Origin of the sequence: Lysinibacillus sp. NPDC096382 (assembly GCF_044762845.1) — a bacterium.
Taxonomy (GTDB): domain Bacteria; phylum Bacillota; class Bacilli; order Bacillales_A; family Planococcaceae; genus Lysinibacillus.
This window is the reverse complement of the sequence record NZ_JBIWFC010000001.1, coordinates 571,065-588,570: the sequence shown is the minus strand read 5'-3', so window position 1 is coordinate 588,570 and position 17,506 is coordinate 571,065. Positions and strand designations below refer to the sequence as shown.

The window sequence follows — 17,506 nt, the reverse complement described above, 5'->3', positions numbered from 1 at the left end:
AGGCAAACTTAAGCATTTCCATGTGAGTGCTAATTGTACGCCGAGTCCAGAAGATATAACTGTGATAAAACGCTTGCAACAAGCAGGTGAAATACTGGGTGTGGAAATTAATCGACCATTTAATTGTGATATGTAATCAATTTACCTCAGTAAGAGAAAAGGGCTATTTCTAATATGCAAAGAAGCAATCTTTTAACTTTAATGAAAACACCTAACAAATGCGATAATGGCGCTTGTTAGGTGTTTTCAATGTAGTTCACAATCATTCAATTAACATCTTTTTCTAAGGTTAATTCATACTGCGACAGTTGTGTGGCTTTTGTGATTTCATCTAAATATTTGACTGTCACCCATACACCCCTTGTTGTTCAGACTTTTGCATAATGGGATTGATAAGCGTTGAAAAGATATACCTTTTTTCAATGGCAGGAAGGGCATTGTTTTTTTTCACATAGTAAGCGAGTTCTCGTTCCGTTGCCGTTGGATAAAAAGCAAAGAACGTTTTAAAAATTCCATGACTTCTTGCGCGTATAGGCATCCACTGTTCCGTTGCTTTCAGGCTGTTTTGGTGCATAGTCTGATTTTTTCGGTAAGCTCCATAGCGTAGGATTTTTTGTTAGGACGACATTGCCATCTATATCTTGATAAAAGCTTACCGAAACAATGCCTGAATTGATGTCAGCATTTGGTATGAGTAACAAAGGTAATACGTTAATTGAATTTCTATCAACCTACTTGTATGGATTTTTATTGCTCATGCTGCCATTAGTTTTCATTATTATGTCGGCAAATAAATTGATTATGGGCTATATCGATAACGGTTCCACGGCATACCTAATTGCGACACCGAATTGCTAGCATCTTTACACTGCTCTGTAGTAACAACTTTGGTAGCAGTCATATTTTCAGAGATTCTTTTTTCCAAATGAATTGGATATAAGTGCTTTTCTAACATTAAATATCGGTCTTTTTTTCTTACACTTTGCCATTAGTGGCTACTGCTTTTTTGTATCCTGTAGCAGCAAGGATTTATTTTTAATTGGGATGCTATGCTATATGCTGGCGATTCGTGTTTTTGTTAAACGTGATTTATATTTATAATGCAAACATCTGCTTGCTTTCTTGGAGCAAGCAGATTCTTGTAAACTCATTGCTACAAAGATGCCAAATCACCAAGGAATCGCAATAAGCGAAAATGAATCATTGCTAACTCCTCCACGTTTAAATCATCTCCATTATCTAACCACTCTTGGATAACACCTAAAATCGCGGATGTTAAAAAGGCTTCAAAATATGGTTGAAATTCTGGATCAAGTCCTTCTTCTCGAATAACAGAGATTCTGTCCAAAATATGATTACTAAAAACTTTCTTCATCCTCTTACTAAAAGCTGGGCTCCCCTGCTCCCCCAAAATAACTCGAAAGGCTTTAGCATGCTCTTTAATATATTTAAACACTGCTATAAATGGTTGATAAAGTTGACCTATTTTTATCGTGTGAAAGGCATCTAATGGTTGAACGTTTTTTACATAGCTTTCTAGTTCATTTAATAATTCCTGCTGCAAATCCTCCATCACTTCATATTTATCCTTATAGTGTAAATAAAAAGTTCCTCGATTAATGTTAGCAGTAATAGCAAGGTTTTTTACTGTTATTCGTTCAAAACCTACTTCTTCTATTTGTATAAGTAATGCATTTTTTATAGCTCGTTTGGTTTCAAAATTCATAATATTGTGAATAGACATTTAGTCCCCCCATTGTATTATCACTTTATTCTGATTAGTATTTGTCGCTACGCTTTCGGTCCAAAAGATATTTAATTACTGGTTACCTCAATGATCACAACAAGGTCAAATAGGATTTAATTACAGTATTACCTTATATATCGGCATTCCTTATTATTTATTTCCATCAATCTAATTTAGTAAAATGGTTATTTATGAATGGCTTACTATTTCCAACGAATGCTGGGGGTTTAGTAAGTCTTTTTGATTTCATCTAGCTTAAAAATGTTAATCTCCATCCAAAATCACTTAACACTTTTTAGTTATCTGTTTATTGTAATTCCTAATACATTGCCTTAAAATTTCAAGTATCAACACTGTGTTCAGTAAAGGAGAGATGGATATATGGGAAACAATGCAATTTCATTAAACTCCATTGAAAAAAAGTTTCATCAAAAACAAGTAATTGCCCCGCTTTCCTTAGAAATTCCAAAGGGAGAGCTAATTGGCTTACTTGGTCCTTCAGGCTGTGGGAAAACGACGTTAATTAAAATGATTATGGGAATGATTAAACCCGATAATGGCAGTATTCAAGTATTAAATTATACTGTCCCTCATAAACAATTACTGACGGATATCGGCTATATGGCACAATCTGATGCGCTATATTTGGATTTAACCGGTGAAGAGAACCTTCATTTCTTTGCTAAGCTTTATCGATTATCAAAAAAAGAGCGTGAGGAGCGTGTCAATTATGCTGCAAACCTTGTTCATTTAACGGATGATTTAAATAGTAAGGTATTGAATTATTCTGGTGGAATGAAACGGAGATTATCCCTTGCAATTGCCCTTATCCAAAACCCGAAGTTGTTGATTTTAGATGAGCCAACGGTTGGTATTGATCCCGTATTGAAAAAGGAAATTTGGCAGGAGTTAATTCGTTTAAAAAACGATGAGCATAAAACAATTTTAGTAACGACACATGCCATGGATGAAGCTGAGCGCTGTGATCAATTGGCAATGCTGCGCAATGGTCATATCATTGCGCATGGAACACCACATGATCTGAAAGCTCATTATCAGGCAAAAGACTTTGATGAAGTGTTTTTAAAGGCTGGAGGTGAAGCACTGTGAGAATCGGCGCAATTGTTACAAGAATTATGCAGCAAATGATCCGAGATAAACGTACACTCGCCTTATTATTTTTTGCACCTCTTCTTGTGCTTTCGTTAATGTATTTTGTTTTTAATAGTAACGAATCTGAAATGACAGTAGTCGTATCAAATGGTCCTGCATCAATCATTGAAAAACTTGAAGCAGCGGATTTTCATGTTATCGAAAAAAATGATTTTTCTATTGCCGATTTAAAAGAAGAAAAATATGATGGCTGGTTAGCTTTTCATCAAACGCAATTGAAGCTCACATTATTAAATGATGATCCGTCTACAGCCAAGGCTTTAAAAATGAAACTCTCTCAAGTTTTGCAGCCAGAACAATCTGCAATGATGAAGTTGAAGACAGAGTATGTATTTGGCGATGAAAATACCGCTATTTTTGATATTTTTAGCCCGATGTTGACAGGCTTCTTTGTGTTCTTTTTCGTCTTTTTAATTACAGGTATAGCGTTGTTAAAAGAACGAACTTCAGGGACATTGGAACGCTTACTGGCGACACCGATTAAACGTTCTGAAATTGTTGCTGGTTATATGCTTGGTTATGGATTGTTTGCATTTATTCAAACGACTATTATTGTTCTATTCGGGGTTTATGTCCTTGATATCGTACACGTTGGCTCCATCTGGCTTGTGCTACTAATCAATATTATCGTTGCACTTGTATCATTATCATTAGGAGCTCTGTTATCAAGTTTTGCTGCATCAGAGTTTCAAATGATGCAATTTATTCCGCTAGTCATTGTACCGCAAATTTTCTTTTCAGGTATTTTCCCACTTGATAATATGGTGGAGTGGCTGCAAAATATTGGGCGTATTATGCCACTTTACTATGCCGCTGACGCTTTGAACGGGGTTATGTATAAAGGTTATTCCTTTAGTGAAATTTTAGTGGATTTAGTGATTCTTGCTTGCTTTGCTCTTGTATTTATTACATTAAATATTATTAGTTTAAAAAAATATCGATCCTTATAATCAAAGGGTATAGAAGTAGCGGAATTAACGTTTAAATCGTTTTCTATAACGACGTTTTGGCCTATTTATTTTGAACTAAATTAATTCGGATGTATGACATTTTATTAATTCATACTTAACCCCTAGATTTTTTTCTAGGGGTTATTTAATTTTAAAAAGAAGCTCCAGTTATAAATTTTAAAACAAAAGTAACAGCATACAAGAAAGCTCCTACTGAAAATACACCCAGAAAATAATAACCAATAAGTTTTAAATTATCTTTTATTGCTCCTAACAAATCATTTAGAAATCGTTGCATAGATCTCACTCCGTTCAATATTAAGAATAAAATAATTTCAATCAATTAGCCTTATTCATCTAATCTGGTATTTACGCTCTTAATTGTAACACAGTAAAATATCATTTATTAAAAATAAACAAGTAATAAATATTATCCCTTTATTGGTATTTCCACATAATTACTTCCTTTATTTTAGTATCGAGTTAAATTTTAATTAACTATTGTTTAAACATAGGGTTCTGCTCAAAAATGGGTAGAGTCTTTTACATAGCCATAATATAAGTTGTTGCAGTGGAGGCTAGGCGGCTACTTGGGGATTAGCGTCACAGATAAGACCATGCAGCACAGCGGATGTTTACTGTGCGAAAGCGAAGCGTCAGCAACAAAGCGCAGTCGGAACGGAAATCAACGCCACGTTATGTTGATAGGTCACAAACTGCCCAAAAATAGAAAATTACACCAACTTTCTATTAGCAAAAGAACTACTATTCATCTATACTAAATTTACAGTTAATGGCTAAATATTTTGCATCGTAGGTTATAGAAACGAATTACTTACAATAAAGCCTAAAAATAAAGGTGTGTAAAGATGAATACGATTATGGAAATACAGAACATCTCTAAACAGTATAAAGGTAAGAAAATCTTAGAGAGCGCTACATTTTCTATTTGTGCCAACCAAATTATAGCTCTAGTAGGAAAGAATGGGTCAGGTAAGAGTACCCTTCTAAAAATTATTGCGGAATTAGTCGATGCTGATAGCGGTTCTATCGTGAAACATCGACAATCTTTAAAAATTGGCTATGTGCCTGAAGTGACCCCTTCACATATTTTGTTTACGCCAGAAGAATATCTTTATCATATGGGCCGTATTCGAGGCATGGCAAAAAAACAACTAAAGTTAAAAATAAACGATTTACTCGAATTATTTCAATTACAGGAAGCTCGGAACATTCGGATTGTTAACTTTTCTAAAGGTATGAAGCAAAAGGTTATGATTATGCAGGCAATGCTTGAAGACACAGATCTCTTAATCTTAGATGAACCATTATCAGGACTCGATCCTAAAGCCCAAAGTGATTTAGAAGAAACACTTTCAATTTTAAAGGCCAAAGGGTTAAGTATCGTTTTAACATGTCACGAAACAAAATTACTTCAACATCTTGTTGATACAGTTTTTGTTATTCAAAATAATAAAGTCATTCAAGCTGATTCATTAAATAAAAACGTTATACCGAAAAATAATTTAATTTTTGAAATTTCAAGCGAGAAATTATTGTATAACCTATTCCCTTTTCTTAAAATACAACAACAACGTCTTTTAAATAATGGTTGTCATGAAGTAATTGCCGTTATTAAAACAGAAGATACAGATCAAGTATTATTGAATCTACTACAGAAAAAAGCATCTATTAAACAATTAATTCCTATCAATCAGAAGGAGGAACAATTTTATACTCATTTTTAAGGAGGAATAGACGCTGGCATGACAAGTTTATTACGCTATCAATTTATCAATTATTTAAGAACCTATCAATATGTTCCGCCTTTTTCAATTTTCATTTTATGCCTTGTTGTTAATTATACCTTTGTACCAAATCCAATATTAGATAGCTATTCGTTTACAGCTATCATTCTCTTTTTTCTAATGGGATGGTTTACAATTACACTATTTCACGCAGAAGATGAAGGGCAAAAAGTAATTACAACACTCCATGCAAAAGGTCGAACACAATATAATTTAGGAATTTTTATGATTTGTATACTGATTGGATTATTCTTAAGCTGTGTATCAGTCATCTACCCTACTCTAATTGGCGCCTTTGGAGAAAAACCAAGATTTATACATCAAATACTAGGATTTCTCTCTCATTTTAGTTTATCTGTACTAGCTATTGCACTTTCAGCTATTTTTACTAGAGAGCTCGTAAAAAACAAACAAAATACATGGTGGGGTGTACTTGGAATTTTAATTGTTTCTGTCGTTATCACAACTTTAAAAGAGACAATTCTTCAGATCAAGGGACTCATTTGGCTGCTTCCCCCTGTTCGTCTTTCATTGGAAATGATGGGTTCGGAAGATTCAATAACGTCAATACCGAACATTTTTTATTGGCAATTTGCTTGGATTTTCATCTATTCGGCCATCGTTATCATGTTGTTCTTCCTCCTTTCGAATCGAAAAAGGAAGTAAATTTCTAAAGAAGGAGAGTTCTTATGGTTAAAAAAGCCAAGGTGCTAATTATAGAAGATGAAGGTGATATTGCAAATATCATTAAGGACTACTTAAGTGTCAACCATTTTGATCCCCATATCGCTAGAACTGGTCATGAGGCAATCCATTATATGAAAGAAATCTCTCCTGACTTTATCATTCTTGACCTTTCTCTCCCTGATTGCGATGGAATCGAATTATGTCGTCAAATTCGTGAAAATAATAATGTTTCTATACTAATTTTAAGTGCACGCAACAGTGACACAGATAAGGTTCTTGGATTAGGATTCGGTGCAGATGATTATATGACAAAGCCCTTTTCTTTAAGTGAGCTTGTGGCAAGAATAAATGCCCATTTACGAAAACAGGATAGATGGCAGCAGAACAATGCGAGCCAGATGGATATTATTCGAATCGATCATATGGAAATCAATAAAGGTGAGTATACTTTTTCCTGTAATAAAAAGCATATTCCCCTTTCAGCAAAAGAATTTGATTTGTTATTTTTTCTAATGAAACATCGTAATAAGGTTTTCTCCAAAAATCAGTTACTCGATGCTGTTTGGGGCTATGACACATATGGTGATGAAAATACGATAACCGTTTACATTAGACGTCTACGTGAAAAAGTTGAAAACGATCCATCTTGTCCAGTTTATATTCAAACTGTTTGGGGCGTTGGCTATAAATTTACTACTCAAAACCATTCGTAGGAGAACACAATGTACTTAAAAAATTGGATAAAGAGATGGTTATGGGCGATATTAATTTGTGTTTTACTGTTGTTTATTTGTTTCCTAACACTATTTTTTACAAATTCAAATCGCAATGAGCAACCACAAAATGAATACGTTATCAATCAAATTCGTTTAGAAGTAAATGAACTATTATTGTACATAGAAGACCATTATACAAATCTTGAACAGAATTCAAATATACGCAGTTTCCTCCAAGAAATGAGTAATAGTGAAGGAATAGATATTACAGTTGTTCAATTAGATGGGAAAGTTATTTTTAATTCAATCGAAGGAGACTCTTCACAGTTTATCAACTTAGAAGAGGGTTTACATTATGATTTATTTACGTCTCAACAACAACCGGGGATCATTAAAATTGCCTTTCCTATTATTAGTGAGACGAATGTACAACTAGGTCGAAGGCAAGCAGCATCATTTGATTGTTACTGGTATTTATCAATCGATAGCAAATATGTCTAATTCAGCGAAAATTACCGCTGATGTTATTAAAGTTTATAATGCTACCTATTCTGCTTCAGAACATAGTATGATCAATTTGGTCGATGAGACATTATCAGCTCAAATCGTTGATGATTTAAACAATAAATTTAAAAGCTCTATCTCAGCTGTCACCCAACAAACATTATTAGATGCTGTCTTTAAAGAAGTGATCGCTGTTTTAATAATCCCATTATCTGTTATCGAAATTTTATTTATCGCTGTAACATTCATCATTATTTTTAGTGTTTCTAGAATAAACGTAAGAAAAGAATGCGGAACTTACGGAATTTTCAAATCTATTGGTATGACCTCAAATACTATTAGATGGTCGATTTCATCAGGAATCCTGTTTCTTTCAGCACTAGGGACTATATTCGGGATTTTTATCGGTGTAAAAGTAATACCAGTAGCTTTACAAAGTATTATTGTAGAATATGGCATACTGGAGTTACCCCTTGTGATAAATTGGCCAATAACCATCGGATTATCTCTCTTAAGTGTTGTGGCAGCCTGTCTTGGATGTTGGATATCAACGAAAATCATCTCCAAAACCTCTCCGCGAATTTTTTTGATAAATGGATTGTCATTAATCAAGCTGTTCCTTTAATTTATTTATTTCAGTTAATGTTAATTCTGTAAATTCAGCAATTGTTTCTAAATCAATGCCTTTCTGTAACATTGTCAAAGCTATTTCTTGCTGCTTCTTTTTCTCCCCTTGTTCAATACCTTGTTCAATACCTTGTTCAATACCTTGTTTTATTCCCTTAGCTAATCCTTCTTTTTCCGCCAAATATTTTGCATCCTCTAACTTCGCTCCCTCGTCTAATATATATTTTAAACGGGATTCATAGGCAAAGATTTCTTCTGGAGATTGACTTAATTCTTGCCAAATAGTTAAAGCATTTTCTATTTTTTTATCGTCCATAGCAAGTTCCTCCAACTCCAAATAGATTTCTTTATAGACTCTTTCCTTTCTTGCATCAACCATCCCTAGTAACAATAGCCATCTCGCAAGTACATTATCTAATGGGTTCAATTTATTATCAAACCAATGCTTAATAAATTTATTCATTTCTATAAAGTGAATTTCAAGAACATCATCAATTCTAAATTTTTCATTATCTTCATACAGATGAAATGTAGTATGATAAGCATCAGTTTGCTCAAACAAACTAAAATTACAAATATTAATGGTAATTGTTGGTCGTAATTTGTGATAAGCTGTACCCTTTCTAAGCTGTGAAGTATATATTCTTGACCAGTAAAAAAGGGTTCGCTTAATCATATCGTACTGATTGCTTAATTGAATTTCTACATTAATCATCAGATTTTCTTGGGTTCTCACGAGAATATCTAGCCGAGATTGCTTATCATCCCCATGCTCACCACTAAATTCTTGACTCAAAAAAGAGACTTCCTTAATAGCATCGCGACCTGTACGATTTAAAATTGCGTTAAGAAAGACAACCGTTATATCTTTATTATTATCATTACCAAATAATTGCTTAAAGGCGTAATCAACTTTGAGATCTACAAATTTTTCAAGTGGAATTCTACGTAAAGCCTTTTCACTCATACCCATCACTCCAAATGATTTACCTTAATTATAGCATTTTGGAGCTAAAGAAGATAATTAGCTATATTTTGTTACATAACTATTATTTTTGTAGATTTATTACTATCGGTGCAAGCGTTGTTTCTTTATAATCCGCTACTTCTGTTGTCCCATTGCTAACAACTGATTCACCGAATGCATTCTTTTCTTCGGTTTGTTCACCATCATTTCCGATGATTTGGTGAGGCGAACATGTGGCACAATTGTCAAAGTCTTTGCCCTTTCATCTATTTTCTCAAGCGTCTTACCCGTGCTTATATCGTTTGGAAAGCCACGACCTCCAAAATTTGTGCCATCATATACATTTCCGATATCATCCTTTATCGTAAAATCCAAATCAATACTATCCAAATAATCTAATACTTGCTGGTCCAATTGTTGCCTCGCGTAAACAATTGCCGACATCATCACAATGTGGATAGCTTACTTAATTTCAAATAAATTAACAAAGGGGCTTATCCACGGCTCTGCTATCGCAATAGTGCTTGGTTTAATTTTGGCTTATATTGGTGGGGTTACAACTGGTGGAGCGAAAGGTCTTTCAGATGTTAGTTTCCTTGCGGGTATTGGCTTCTTAGGTGGTAGTATGCTTCGTGATTTCGCCATTGTTTCTACTTCTTTTGGGGCCAATTTCGATGAAATAAAAAAATCAGGACTTCGTGGCATCCTCTCTTTGTTCATCGGAGTAGTCTTATCTTTTATAATCGGTGTTATTTTTGCTACTAGTTTTGGCTACAATGATGCGGTTAGTATTGCAACAATTGGGGCTGGCACAGTTACGTATATCGTTGGCCCCGTTACAGAGCAGCTTTAGGTGCAAGCTCTGAAGTAATTGCCATTAGTATTGCTGCTGGTTTGGTAAAATCAGTACTTGTGATGGTGGGCACACCTTTTGTTGCAAAGTATATCGGCTTGAATAACCCTGTTACTGCTATGGTTTATGGTGGGTAAATGGGAACTACCTCAGGTGTAACAGGAGGATTAGCAGCTACAGATCCTAAACTAGTACCTTATGGAGCAGTTACTGCAACTTTTTATACAGGCTTAGGTGCTTACTAGCACCTACCGTACTCTATTTATTAACAGATATGATTTTTTAGCAATAACAATAATGCAAAAATAATTTTTTTAGTAGCGCAAACGTTATCTAGTTTGTGCTACTATTTTTTCATCTACAGTTTTTTTGATAAGAGCAATGGCATATACGGCTTGAATTTTTTTGCTTTAACAAACAAAAAGGAGGGACAAGACTTGGTTGAATTTACAATTTGCTTTCTTAAGAAGGGTGATCAAATATTATTGCTAAATAGAGACTTTCCAGAATGGATGGGAGCTTGGAACGGTGTAGGTGGAAAGATTGAGAAAAATGAAACGCCACTAGCTGGTGCCTTACGAGAAATTAAGGAAGAAACGGGCATCTTACTGAACGATATTACATTCAAAGGAAAAATAACCTGGACTGATGGAATGACCGACTACGGCTGTATGTATGCTTTTATTGCTGAATTACCAGAATCCTATCATTATGTGACACCGATTAAAGTTGCAGAAGGCATTTTAGATTGGAAAGATCTATCATGGATTTTCCATCCTAAAAATGTAGGAATAGCAGATTTAAAATATTACTTACCGAAAATGTTGGATGAAACAACCAACTATGAATATATATTTACATATAAAGATAATAAATTGATCAACGTTACTTCTACCCCATTTGCACAAACATTTACTGTCTAGATGACACAAAAACTCGTAAACACAACAGAGGCGTTTACGAGGATTAATTATTTTCTTTGCTGTGCAAATCTCATTTTGCACAGCGACACTTGCATACTATCCACAGAACAACAGAAATCGCTTTGGCTAGCATCTATCATTTTTGAACTATAGTAAAAAACGTACAGGTTCCTCTAAATAGTCTGCCACACTACGCATAAATGCATTTACTGGCTCGCCATCAATAACACGATGATCAAATGTGCAAGACAGTGTCATTGTATGGCCAATTTGTATTGTATCTTCTACTACGATTGGCTCTTTCACAATTTTATGAGTGCCCAGGATTGCTACTTCAGGATAGTTCGTAATCGGCGTCGCAAATGTTGCCCCGTCCTTTCCTGTACTAGAAATCGTAAAAGTACTACCTGTTAAATCTTCTACCGTTGCTTTTTTAGAAAGAGCCTTTGCCAATAAGCTTTCTAGCTCCTCTGCAATTTCAAAAATACTTTTTTTATTTGCATGCTTTATCACTGGCACAAGTAGACCATCTGAAGTAGCAACTGCAACACCAATATGAATATAAGGGAAAATCACAAGTGCTTTTTGATCTTCATCTACCTTGGCATTAAACTGCTCATGTTCCTGTAAAGCTGTCGCTACTGCCTTGATAAAAAAAGGTAAGTAAGTTATTTTTTTGTCCTTCATTTCCGGCAGTTGTTGAATACTTTTCCTAAAAGCCACTAATTTCGTTACATTAATTTTTTCCATTCCGGTGCATAATACTGCTTTAGAAACAGCTTTTTGCATATTTTCAAAGATTGCTTTGCGCAAGCCACGAATAGGGATGATTTTATTTTCATTCACTTCATCTTCAATACGTTTTGACTTATTTTGCACTAGTGCTATCGCAGACGATGATTGTTTAGCATGTCTATCTAAATCACCTCGCAACACCCGTCCGTTTGGTCCACTGCCCTGTATTTCTTCAATATTAATGTCCATAGTCCGTGCTGCTTTTCTAACTGAAGGGGCTGCCTTCACCCTATTGGATATTGAAAATTCAGTCACCTTTTTCGGCATATTCTCCTCTATTTTCTCTTCAAGTGGCTGAGTTCGCTGGGGTGGTGACGAATCTGAGGTTTTACTAAATTGACAAAGCAGACTACCTACCGTAATGGTATTCCCCTCCTCGCCTCCAAGCTTCTCAATCACCCCTGTAATTGGCGCTGTAATCTCTACAACGGCTTTATCGGTTTGAACCTCTACTAACGGCTCATTAATCGCTACTTTTTGCCCTTGTTTTACAAACCAGCCAACAATTTCTGCTTCATGTAAACCTTCCCCTATATCAGGGAGTAAAAAATCATACATTACTATCCCTCCCTATTCTTTCATGACATTTTGTACTGCACTTACAATGCGCGCTACGGTTGGCATCCATTCTGCCTCAATGCTCGATACTGGGAACGGTGTATCATAACCTGTGACACGTAAAATAGGTGCATGCATAGCATACATACAGTTTTCGGCAATAACTGCTGCGATTTCCGCCCCTACACCGCCTGTTTTTGCCGCTTCATGAACAACGACTAGTCTGCCAGTTTTATCTACCGACTGAATGATAGTCTCATAGTCAATAGGTGCGATTGTGCGTAAATCAATGATTTCCACAGACACACCCTGCTCTTGTAATTGCGCTACTGCCTGTTTTACCGTTACGACACTCGGACCATATGTAACGATGGTCACATGCTCCCCTTCTTGAACAATCGCCGCCTTACCAATAGGCACTTCATAGTATTCTTCTTGTACTTCCTCTTTTATCGTTCGGTATAGCTTCAATGGCTCTAAGAACAATACTGGGTCTGGATCTTTAATCGCCGCTGCGAGTAACCCTTTAGCATCGGAAGGTGTACTTGGCATAACTACCTTTAAACCTGGTGAGTGTAAAAACAATGCTTCTAAACTATCTGAATGTAATTCAGGTGCATGAATCCCTCCTCCGTACGGTGCTCTAACAACCAGTGGCACGGTAACTGTACCTTCCGTTCGAGAACGAAGGCGTGCAGCTTGTCCTACCATTTGATCCATCGCCTCATAAATAAACCCTAAAAACTGTATTTCTGCTATTGGTTTAAGTCCTCTAGTGGCTAAACCTACTGCAGCTCCGATAATTGCAGACTCAGCAATCGGTGTATCAACTACACGCCTTTCTCCAAAACGTTCTATGAGCCCGTCCGTCACACGGAAAACCCCACCATTCTTTCCGATATCCTCACCGAGACAGAGGATTGTTTCATCATTTTCCATTGCTTGGCTTAAACATGTATTGATTGCCTGTACTATTGTCATCTCCATCATTACACCCCTCCTCTTTGTTGCATTTGTCTTACTAAGTTTTGAGGCATTGTTTCATACGTTGCTCTTAGTACTTTTGGAATCGTTGTCTTTTCAATTGTAAGTGCCTTTTCATAGGCTTTTAAAACGATTTCTTCACAGTCATTTAACAGCTCCTCCTCTTGCCTCTCATCCCATAGTCCAGTAGAAACAATAAATTTTTTCATTCTTTCTATAGGGTCATTTGTCAGCCATTGCTCAACTTCAGCTTGGTCTCTATATTTCGTCGGATCGTCTGCAGTTGTATGAGGTCCTTGGCGAAATGTAACAGCTTCAATCAGCACAGGCTCTCCATTTTTAGCTTTTTCTATAGCAAGCTTCGTTGCCTCATAAACTGCTAATACGTCATTGCCGTCTACTCTAATTCCTGTAATCCCATAAGCCAAAGCCTTTTGTGCGATTGTTTGGCTAGCGGTTTGTTTATGAATTGGATTACTAATTGCCCATTGATTGTTTTGAATAAAGAAAACCACTGGTAATTTATATACACCTGCAAAATTTAATGCTTCATGGAAATCGCCCTCAGAGGTACCTCCATCACCCATATAAGCAACCGAAACACTTTCTTCCCCTTTATATTTACTAGCCCATGCCCCACCTACCGCATGTAAAAATTGCGCTCCAATAACGATTTGAATAGGAAAAATAGATAAATCAGTTAAATGCTGCCCAGCCATTTTACCCATTGTGTAACAAAAGAACTTATCGATAGGCATCCCGTGAACAAATGAAGCCGCAATATCTCGGTAACTAGGATAAATCCAATCATTCGAAGTCAATGCGTAAGCGCTTCCAACCTGTGCTGCTTCTTGCCCTCTAATTGGTGGATATGTTTTTATTTTACCTTGGCGCTGAAATTTCAATGCAATGCCATCAAAGATTCTTCCTTGTACCATATGTTTATACATTGCGATGCATTGCTCATCTGTGGCCGTTCTTTTAAAGAAAGTTTCCGAAAGCGAACAATCTTCCTCCAAAACTGACGCGGTGTCAATTTTTAAACATGACTGATTTAACCACATTTCAATTTCTCCCTCTAAACATGACTGATTTAACCACATTTCAATTCCTCCCTTTATAACGTTATTTCTATTATAAATAAGAAACCGAAGCCACGTCATTAGCTAATTTTGTTTTTATTTAGCTTTTTTTCACTTTAAGCAGAATTATTTAAACAAACCGTATATATACATGGTTGTCATATCACGTGCAATTTCTTCAATTGGAATGTCTGTTTTGTCCAAAATAATTTTCCATAAATACCGCTCTCCAATGTAATACAATGAACCCGCAATAACCTCTGCATGATAATTTTCATTGCGAATCAGCCCCAGCTGTCGAACAATTTCTACGTTGGCAGACACCCTTTTAATAAATTGATCCGTGATTGATTCCCATTTCTCCTCAATTAACGGGGACACCCCCTTTGCTTCATGAATCAATCTAAATATTTCCTTGTTTTCAACTGCCAAGGATAAGTAATTATATGTATTTTTAAACGTAAATTTAAAAGCCTCTTGCTTATTTTTAGGCGTATAATTTAGTTCTACAATTTTATAGAATGGGCCCATGACATCCTCAACTAAAGTTGCCAAAATTTCCTCTTTCCCTAAGTTAAAATGAGAATAAATCGTCCCGTAACCTAGTCCTGCTTCCTTGGCAATTAACTTGATCGTCGTTTCCTTATATCCAATTGCTAAAAAAACATTTTTTGCCGCTACTAATATTTGTGCTCTTGTTCGCTCTCGCTTATCCACCTATATCACCCTCCCAAATTTTCGTTTTACTAAACATAATAAATAATTCCTTTTAAAGTCAACTTTTAGCTAGCGTTCAATCCAAAGCCATCTATTTTACTATCCTTTCAACATAAAAAACCGGTAAAAAAATCCAGAAATTCCCAATAGGATTTCTGGCTTTTCTAGTTTAAGGACTAGATTGAGTTTTGATAGGCAATACATTGTCTACAGTGGATTGTCGTTTAACAGTGATCCACCTTCCACATAACATAACAATCAATGCAAAAAATACAATGACTCCTGCAAAGACAAGTGCTGCCTTATAGCTACTATAAACTGCTACAAGCTGACCCGCGATGATCGGTCCGATAATTTGTCCAAAGGCATAAAATGTTGTTAATAATGATACGACTGGACCGCTTTGCGTCGGGAATAGCTGACGTGCATAAGAGGTCGTTAACGTCACAATGCCTACAAATGTTAAGCCGAATAAAAATGACGATAATAATACACTCCATACTGTTTGTGAAAATACTGGTAACAATATACCTAATACTTGCAATACATAGGCGACTACTAAAATTTTGATGGCAGAGAATTTTTCTAATAAAACAGTCCAAACAGGTGCTGATGGAATAGCCGCTACCCCAACAATGACCCAGCTATACGAAGAGTATGCTTGTAGTGAAGGAATATTGTGAATGATATCCACTAAAAATGTACCCGTGATAATATAGCCTAATCCTTCAAAGCCATAGGCGACAATCAACCATGGCATAAAGCCCTTTGTCATTTTTGCATCCGAGGATTTTACGGTTTTCACACTATCTTGTACATGCAAATCTCTCCAAAGTATAAATGTTGTCACTAAAAAAACTGCAGATAAAACCCCTAAACCGATCCATGTACCTTGCCAAGCAAAACGTGCTTCAATAGCAGGGACTAATAAACCTGAAATAGCAATTCCTAATCCGATACCACCAAATAAATAACCTGACCATCGTGTAAGTGAATGCTTTGCTAAATAATCCATAACAATACTACATGTTAATACAAAAATAAGTCCCCCTGTAATGCCCGCAATCAGACGAAGTACAAGCCAAATACTATATATTTCAATGATTCCCATAAGAACAACAGAAAGGACATTCAAGACAACACTTAACAATAAAAAGTTCTTCTTTTGGCGATTGATAAACCCTGCCCACAAAGCGCCAATGAAATAGCCAATATAATTACTCGATGCTAAAAACCCTGCAACTTCAAACGAAAACCCGACATCCTGACGCATAAATGGCAAAATTGGTGTGAATGCAAACCGGCTAATCCCCATAGCCACTACAAGTAATAGCACCCCACCAAATAAAATTCCGATGTGCTGTCGATTCATCATGTCTCCCACCCCCTAAAAACTTTTTGTAATTAAAAGGATACAGAGTGAAAATTAATAAATCTAATATATAATTTATATAAAAGGATAAAAAATTTTTATAAGAGGTGGGATACATAATGAATTTACATGCTCTTAGATTATTCACAAAAGTAGCTGAGCTCAAAAGTGTTTCTAAGGCAGCGCAAGCTCTAATGATTAGTCAACCTGCCGTTACCATTCAAATTAGAAATTTGGAAAAAGAACTAGGCTTAACGCTGTTAGAACCAAAAGGTCGAGGAATTACCTTAACACAAAATGGGGAATTTTTATTTAAACAGGCTCAGCGACTATTTGATTTAGAATTGGATATTGAAAACAAACTAGAGCAATTAAAAAACACAGGTAATGAAGAATTACAAATTGCTTCTACCCATGTCCCATCCCATTTTTTACTACCAAAATGGCTCGCAAAGTATAAACAAGCCTATCCGACAACTAATATCCACATAAAAACGGCTAACTCCCAGCAGGTTATTGAAGAATTGCTTCACTATAAGGTTGATATGGCTTTTATCGTAAAAGAAGATGGGCATCATCCAGATATTAATTATCAATTTCTCATGAATCTTGATTATTGGTTTATCGTCCCATTTGGTCATCCGCTGGCAGAACAGAAAGTGACATTAGCGGAATTAATGCAGCAGCCATTTGTTTCACGTGAAGATGGTAGCTCTACGAAAGAATATTTGAATGCTTTATGTAAAGTTCATAAAATTCCACCACCAAGAGTAGGGCTTCAATTGGACGGGATCAATGAATCCATTTACGCCATTGCAGCTGGGTATGGTACGATGCTAGCTCCATCCATAGCGGCTTCTAGCTTCATTCAACGACAGCAAGTAGCGCGAGTTTTAATAAAAGACATCGATATTCAGCGTCCTATTTATCTTTGCACAAGGAAAAATGAACAAAATACCTCTTCGACCTTTAATACTTTTAGTAACATCATTAATGATTCAATTTCATAACAATTACTTTTCAAAAGTTCGAACTACACAAAA

General features: G+C 35.7%; 19 protein-coding genes and 1 pseudogene. 11 read left to right on the top strand and 9 right to left on the bottom strand.

Annotated elements, in window-relative coordinates; genetic code table 11:
• Positions 1-22 precede the first annotated feature (22 nt).
• Positions 23-136 carry a JAB domain-containing protein gene (locus ACIQZA_RS02795; protein WP_402879867.1) on the top strand — a complete coding sequence of 38 codons (114 nt, stop codon included), beginning with the start codon at positions 23-25 and terminating at the stop codon, positions 134-136.
• 1,017 nt (positions 137-1,153) lie between these two features.
• Here ACIQZA_RS02795 and ACIQZA_RS02790 read toward each other — a convergent pair.
• The gene (locus tag ACIQZA_RS02790) at positions 1,154-1,744 is read right to left on the bottom strand and encodes a TetR/AcrR family transcriptional regulator (protein WP_402879869.1); all 591 of its coding nucleotides are present in this window, start codon (positions 1,742-1,744) and stop codon (positions 1,154-1,156) included.
• Between the two features lie 384 nt (positions 1,745-2,128).
• Between ACIQZA_RS02790 and ACIQZA_RS02785 the strand changes: the two genes are divergently transcribed.
• Positions 2,129-2,857 (top strand): ABC transporter ATP-binding protein, encoded by a 729-nt coding sequence (locus ACIQZA_RS02785; RefSeq protein ID WP_400935340.1) that lies wholly within the window; start codon positions 2,129-2,131, stop codon positions 2,855-2,857.
• Positions 2,854-3,870 carry an ABC transporter permease gene (locus ACIQZA_RS02780; RefSeq protein WP_400935342.1) on the top strand — a complete coding sequence of 339 codons (1,017 nt, stop codon included), beginning with the start codon at positions 2,854-2,856 and terminating at the stop codon, positions 3,868-3,870. The genes ACIQZA_RS02785 and ACIQZA_RS02780 overlap by 4 nt, the downstream gene beginning before the upstream one ends.
• A gap of 151 nt (positions 3,871-4,021) precedes the next feature.
• On the opposite strand, the gene ACIQZA_RS02775 is transcribed toward ACIQZA_RS02780, so the two are convergent.
• Positions 4,022-4,168, bottom strand: coding sequence for a hypothetical protein (locus ACIQZA_RS02775; RefSeq protein ID WP_400935344.1), 147 nt, complete (start codon positions 4,166-4,168; stop codon positions 4,022-4,024).
• Positions 4,169-4,739: 571 nt separating this feature from the next.
• Between ACIQZA_RS02775 and ACIQZA_RS02770 the strand changes: the two genes are divergently transcribed.
• Genes ACIQZA_RS02770 through ACIQZA_RS02750 form a run of 5 tightly spaced genes read left to right on the top strand, consistent with a single transcriptional unit; the run spans position 4,740 to position 8,210 of the window.
• Positions 4,740-5,618, top strand: coding sequence for an ABC transporter ATP-binding protein (locus ACIQZA_RS02770; protein WP_402879871.1), 879 nt, complete (start codon positions 4,740-4,742; stop codon positions 5,616-5,618).
• A gap of 18 nt (positions 5,619-5,636) precedes the next feature.
• Positions 5,637-6,344 carry an ABC transporter permease gene (locus tag ACIQZA_RS02765; protein ID WP_400935348.1) on the top strand — a complete coding sequence of 236 codons (708 nt, stop codon included), beginning with the start codon at positions 5,637-5,639 and terminating at the stop codon, positions 6,342-6,344.
• 23 nt (positions 6,345-6,367) lie between these two features.
• Positions 6,368-7,078 carry a response regulator transcription factor gene (locus ACIQZA_RS02760; protein WP_402879874.1) on the top strand — a complete coding sequence of 237 codons (711 nt, stop codon included), beginning with the start codon at positions 6,368-6,370 and terminating at the stop codon, positions 7,076-7,078.
• 9 nt (positions 7,079-7,087) lie between these two features.
• Entirely contained in the window at positions 7,088-7,582 is a 495-nt protein-coding gene (locus ACIQZA_RS02755; RefSeq protein WP_402879876.1) for a hypothetical protein, read from the top strand.
• Entirely contained in the window at positions 7,539-8,210 is a 672-nt protein-coding gene (locus ACIQZA_RS02750; protein WP_402879878.1) for an FtsX-like permease family protein, read from the top strand. Before ACIQZA_RS02755 ends, ACIQZA_RS02750 begins: the two co-directional genes overlap by 44 nt.
• On the opposite strand, the gene ACIQZA_RS02745 is transcribed toward ACIQZA_RS02750, so the two are convergent.
• A complete protein-coding gene (locus ACIQZA_RS02745) occupies positions 8,190-9,179 on the bottom strand; it encodes an Rpn family recombination-promoting nuclease/putative transposase (protein ID WP_402879879.1) in 990 nt (329 codons plus the stop codon). The two genes, ACIQZA_RS02750 and ACIQZA_RS02745, sit on opposite strands and share 21 nt — an antisense overlap.
• Positions 9,180-9,314: 135 nt before the next feature.
• The gene (locus tag ACIQZA_RS02740; protein ID WP_400935358.1) at positions 9,315-9,593 is read right to left on the bottom strand and encodes a hypothetical protein; all 279 of its coding nucleotides are present in this window, start codon (positions 9,591-9,593) and stop codon (positions 9,315-9,317) included.
• A gap of 31 nt (positions 9,594-9,624) precedes the next feature.
• Between ACIQZA_RS02740 and madM the strand changes: the two are divergent.
• Both madM and ACIQZA_RS02730 read left to right on the top strand, forming a co-directional pair.
• A pseudogene (gene madM / locus ACIQZA_RS02735) lies at positions 9,625-10,318 on the top strand (malonate transporter subunit MadM); the annotation flags it as partial.
• A 151-nt stretch (positions 10,319-10,469) separates the two neighbouring features.
• Positions 10,470-10,955 carry an NUDIX hydrolase gene (locus ACIQZA_RS02730; protein WP_400935360.1) on the top strand — a complete coding sequence of 162 codons (486 nt, stop codon included), beginning with the start codon at positions 10,470-10,472 and terminating at the stop codon, positions 10,953-10,955.
• 147 nt (positions 10,956-11,102) lie between these two features.
• Here ACIQZA_RS02730 and ACIQZA_RS02725 read toward each other — a convergent pair whose 3' ends face one another.
• From ACIQZA_RS02725 to ACIQZA_RS02705, 5 genes are all read right to left on the bottom strand, one after another.
• Positions 11,103-12,308 (bottom strand): dihydrolipoamide acetyltransferase family protein, encoded by a 1,206-nt coding sequence (locus tag ACIQZA_RS02725; RefSeq protein ID WP_402879882.1) that lies wholly within the window; start codon positions 12,306-12,308, stop codon positions 11,103-11,105.
• A gap of 12 nt (positions 12,309-12,320) precedes the next feature.
• Entirely contained in the window at positions 12,321-13,298 is a 978-nt protein-coding gene (locus ACIQZA_RS02720; protein ID WP_402879884.1) for an alpha-ketoacid dehydrogenase subunit beta, read from the bottom strand.
• Positions 13,298-14,395 (bottom strand): pyruvate dehydrogenase (acetyl-transferring) E1 component subunit alpha, encoded by a 1,098-nt coding sequence (gene pdhA / locus ACIQZA_RS02715; RefSeq protein WP_402879885.1) that lies wholly within the window; start codon positions 14,393-14,395, stop codon positions 13,298-13,300. The genes ACIQZA_RS02720 and pdhA overlap by 1 nt, the downstream gene beginning before the upstream one ends.
• A gap of 105 nt (positions 14,396-14,500) precedes the next feature.
• Positions 14,501-15,091 carry a TetR/AcrR family transcriptional regulator gene (locus ACIQZA_RS02710; protein ID WP_400935368.1) on the bottom strand — a complete coding sequence of 197 codons (591 nt, stop codon included), beginning with the start codon at positions 15,089-15,091 and terminating at the stop codon, positions 14,501-14,503.
• Between the two features lie 169 nt (positions 15,092-15,260).
• Positions 15,261-16,463 (bottom strand): YbfB/YjiJ family MFS transporter, encoded by a 1,203-nt coding sequence (locus ACIQZA_RS02705; protein WP_400935532.1) that lies wholly within the window; start codon positions 16,461-16,463, stop codon positions 15,261-15,263.
• 119 nt (positions 16,464-16,582) lie between these two features.
• Here ACIQZA_RS02705 and ACIQZA_RS02700 point away from each other — a divergent pair, with 119 nt between their 5' ends.
• Entirely contained in the window at positions 16,583-17,473 is an 891-nt protein-coding gene (locus ACIQZA_RS02700; RefSeq protein WP_400935370.1) for a LysR family transcriptional regulator, read from the top strand.
• The last annotated feature ends 33 nt before the right edge of the window (positions 17,474-17,506 follow it).

Coding starts and splice junctions, on each gene's coding strand:
- ACIQZA_RS02790 (WP_402879869.1), bottom strand. CDS start 1,744: ATGTCTATTCACAATATTATGAATTTTGAAACCAAACGAGCTATAAAA.
- ACIQZA_RS02785 (WP_400935340.1), top strand. CDS start 2,129: ATGGGAAACAATGCAATTTCATTAAACTCCATTGAAAAAAAGTTTCAT.
- ACIQZA_RS02775 (WP_400935344.1), bottom strand. CDS start 4,168: ATGCAACGATTTCTAAATGATTTGTTAGGAGCAATAAAAGATAATTTA.
- ACIQZA_RS02770 (WP_402879871.1), top strand. CDS start 4,740: ATGAATACGATTATGGAAATACAGAACATCTCTAAACAGTATAAAGGT.
- ACIQZA_RS02765 (WP_400935348.1), top strand. CDS start 5,637: ATGACAAGTTTATTACGCTATCAATTTATCAATTATTTAAGAACCTAT.
- ACIQZA_RS02760 (WP_402879874.1), top strand. CDS start 6,368: ATGGTTAAAAAAGCCAAGGTGCTAATTATAGAAGATGAAGGTGATATT.
- ACIQZA_RS02755 (WP_402879876.1), top strand. CDS start 7,088: ATGTACTTAAAAAATTGGATAAAGAGATGGTTATGGGCGATATTAATT.
- ACIQZA_RS02745 (WP_402879879.1), bottom strand. CDS start 9,179: ATGAGTGAAAAGGCTTTACGTAGAATTCCACTTGAAAAATTTGTAGAT.
- ACIQZA_RS02725 (WP_402879882.1), bottom strand. CDS start 12,308: ATGTATGATTTTTTACTCCCTGATATAGGGGAAGGTTTACATGAAGCA.
- ACIQZA_RS02720 (WP_402879884.1), bottom strand. CDS start 13,298: ATGATGGAGATGACAATAGTACAGGCAATCAATACATGTTTAAGCCAA.
- pdhA (WP_402879885.1), bottom strand. CDS start 14,395: ATGTGGTTAAATCAGTCATGTTTAGAGGGAGAAATTGAAATGTGGTTA.
- ACIQZA_RS02705 (WP_400935532.1), bottom strand. CDS start 16,463: ATGAATCGACAGCACATCGGAATTTTATTTGGTGGGGTGCTATTACTT.
- ACIQZA_RS02700 (WP_400935370.1), top strand. CDS start 16,583: ATGAATTTACATGCTCTTAGATTATTCACAAAAGTAGCTGAGCTCAAA.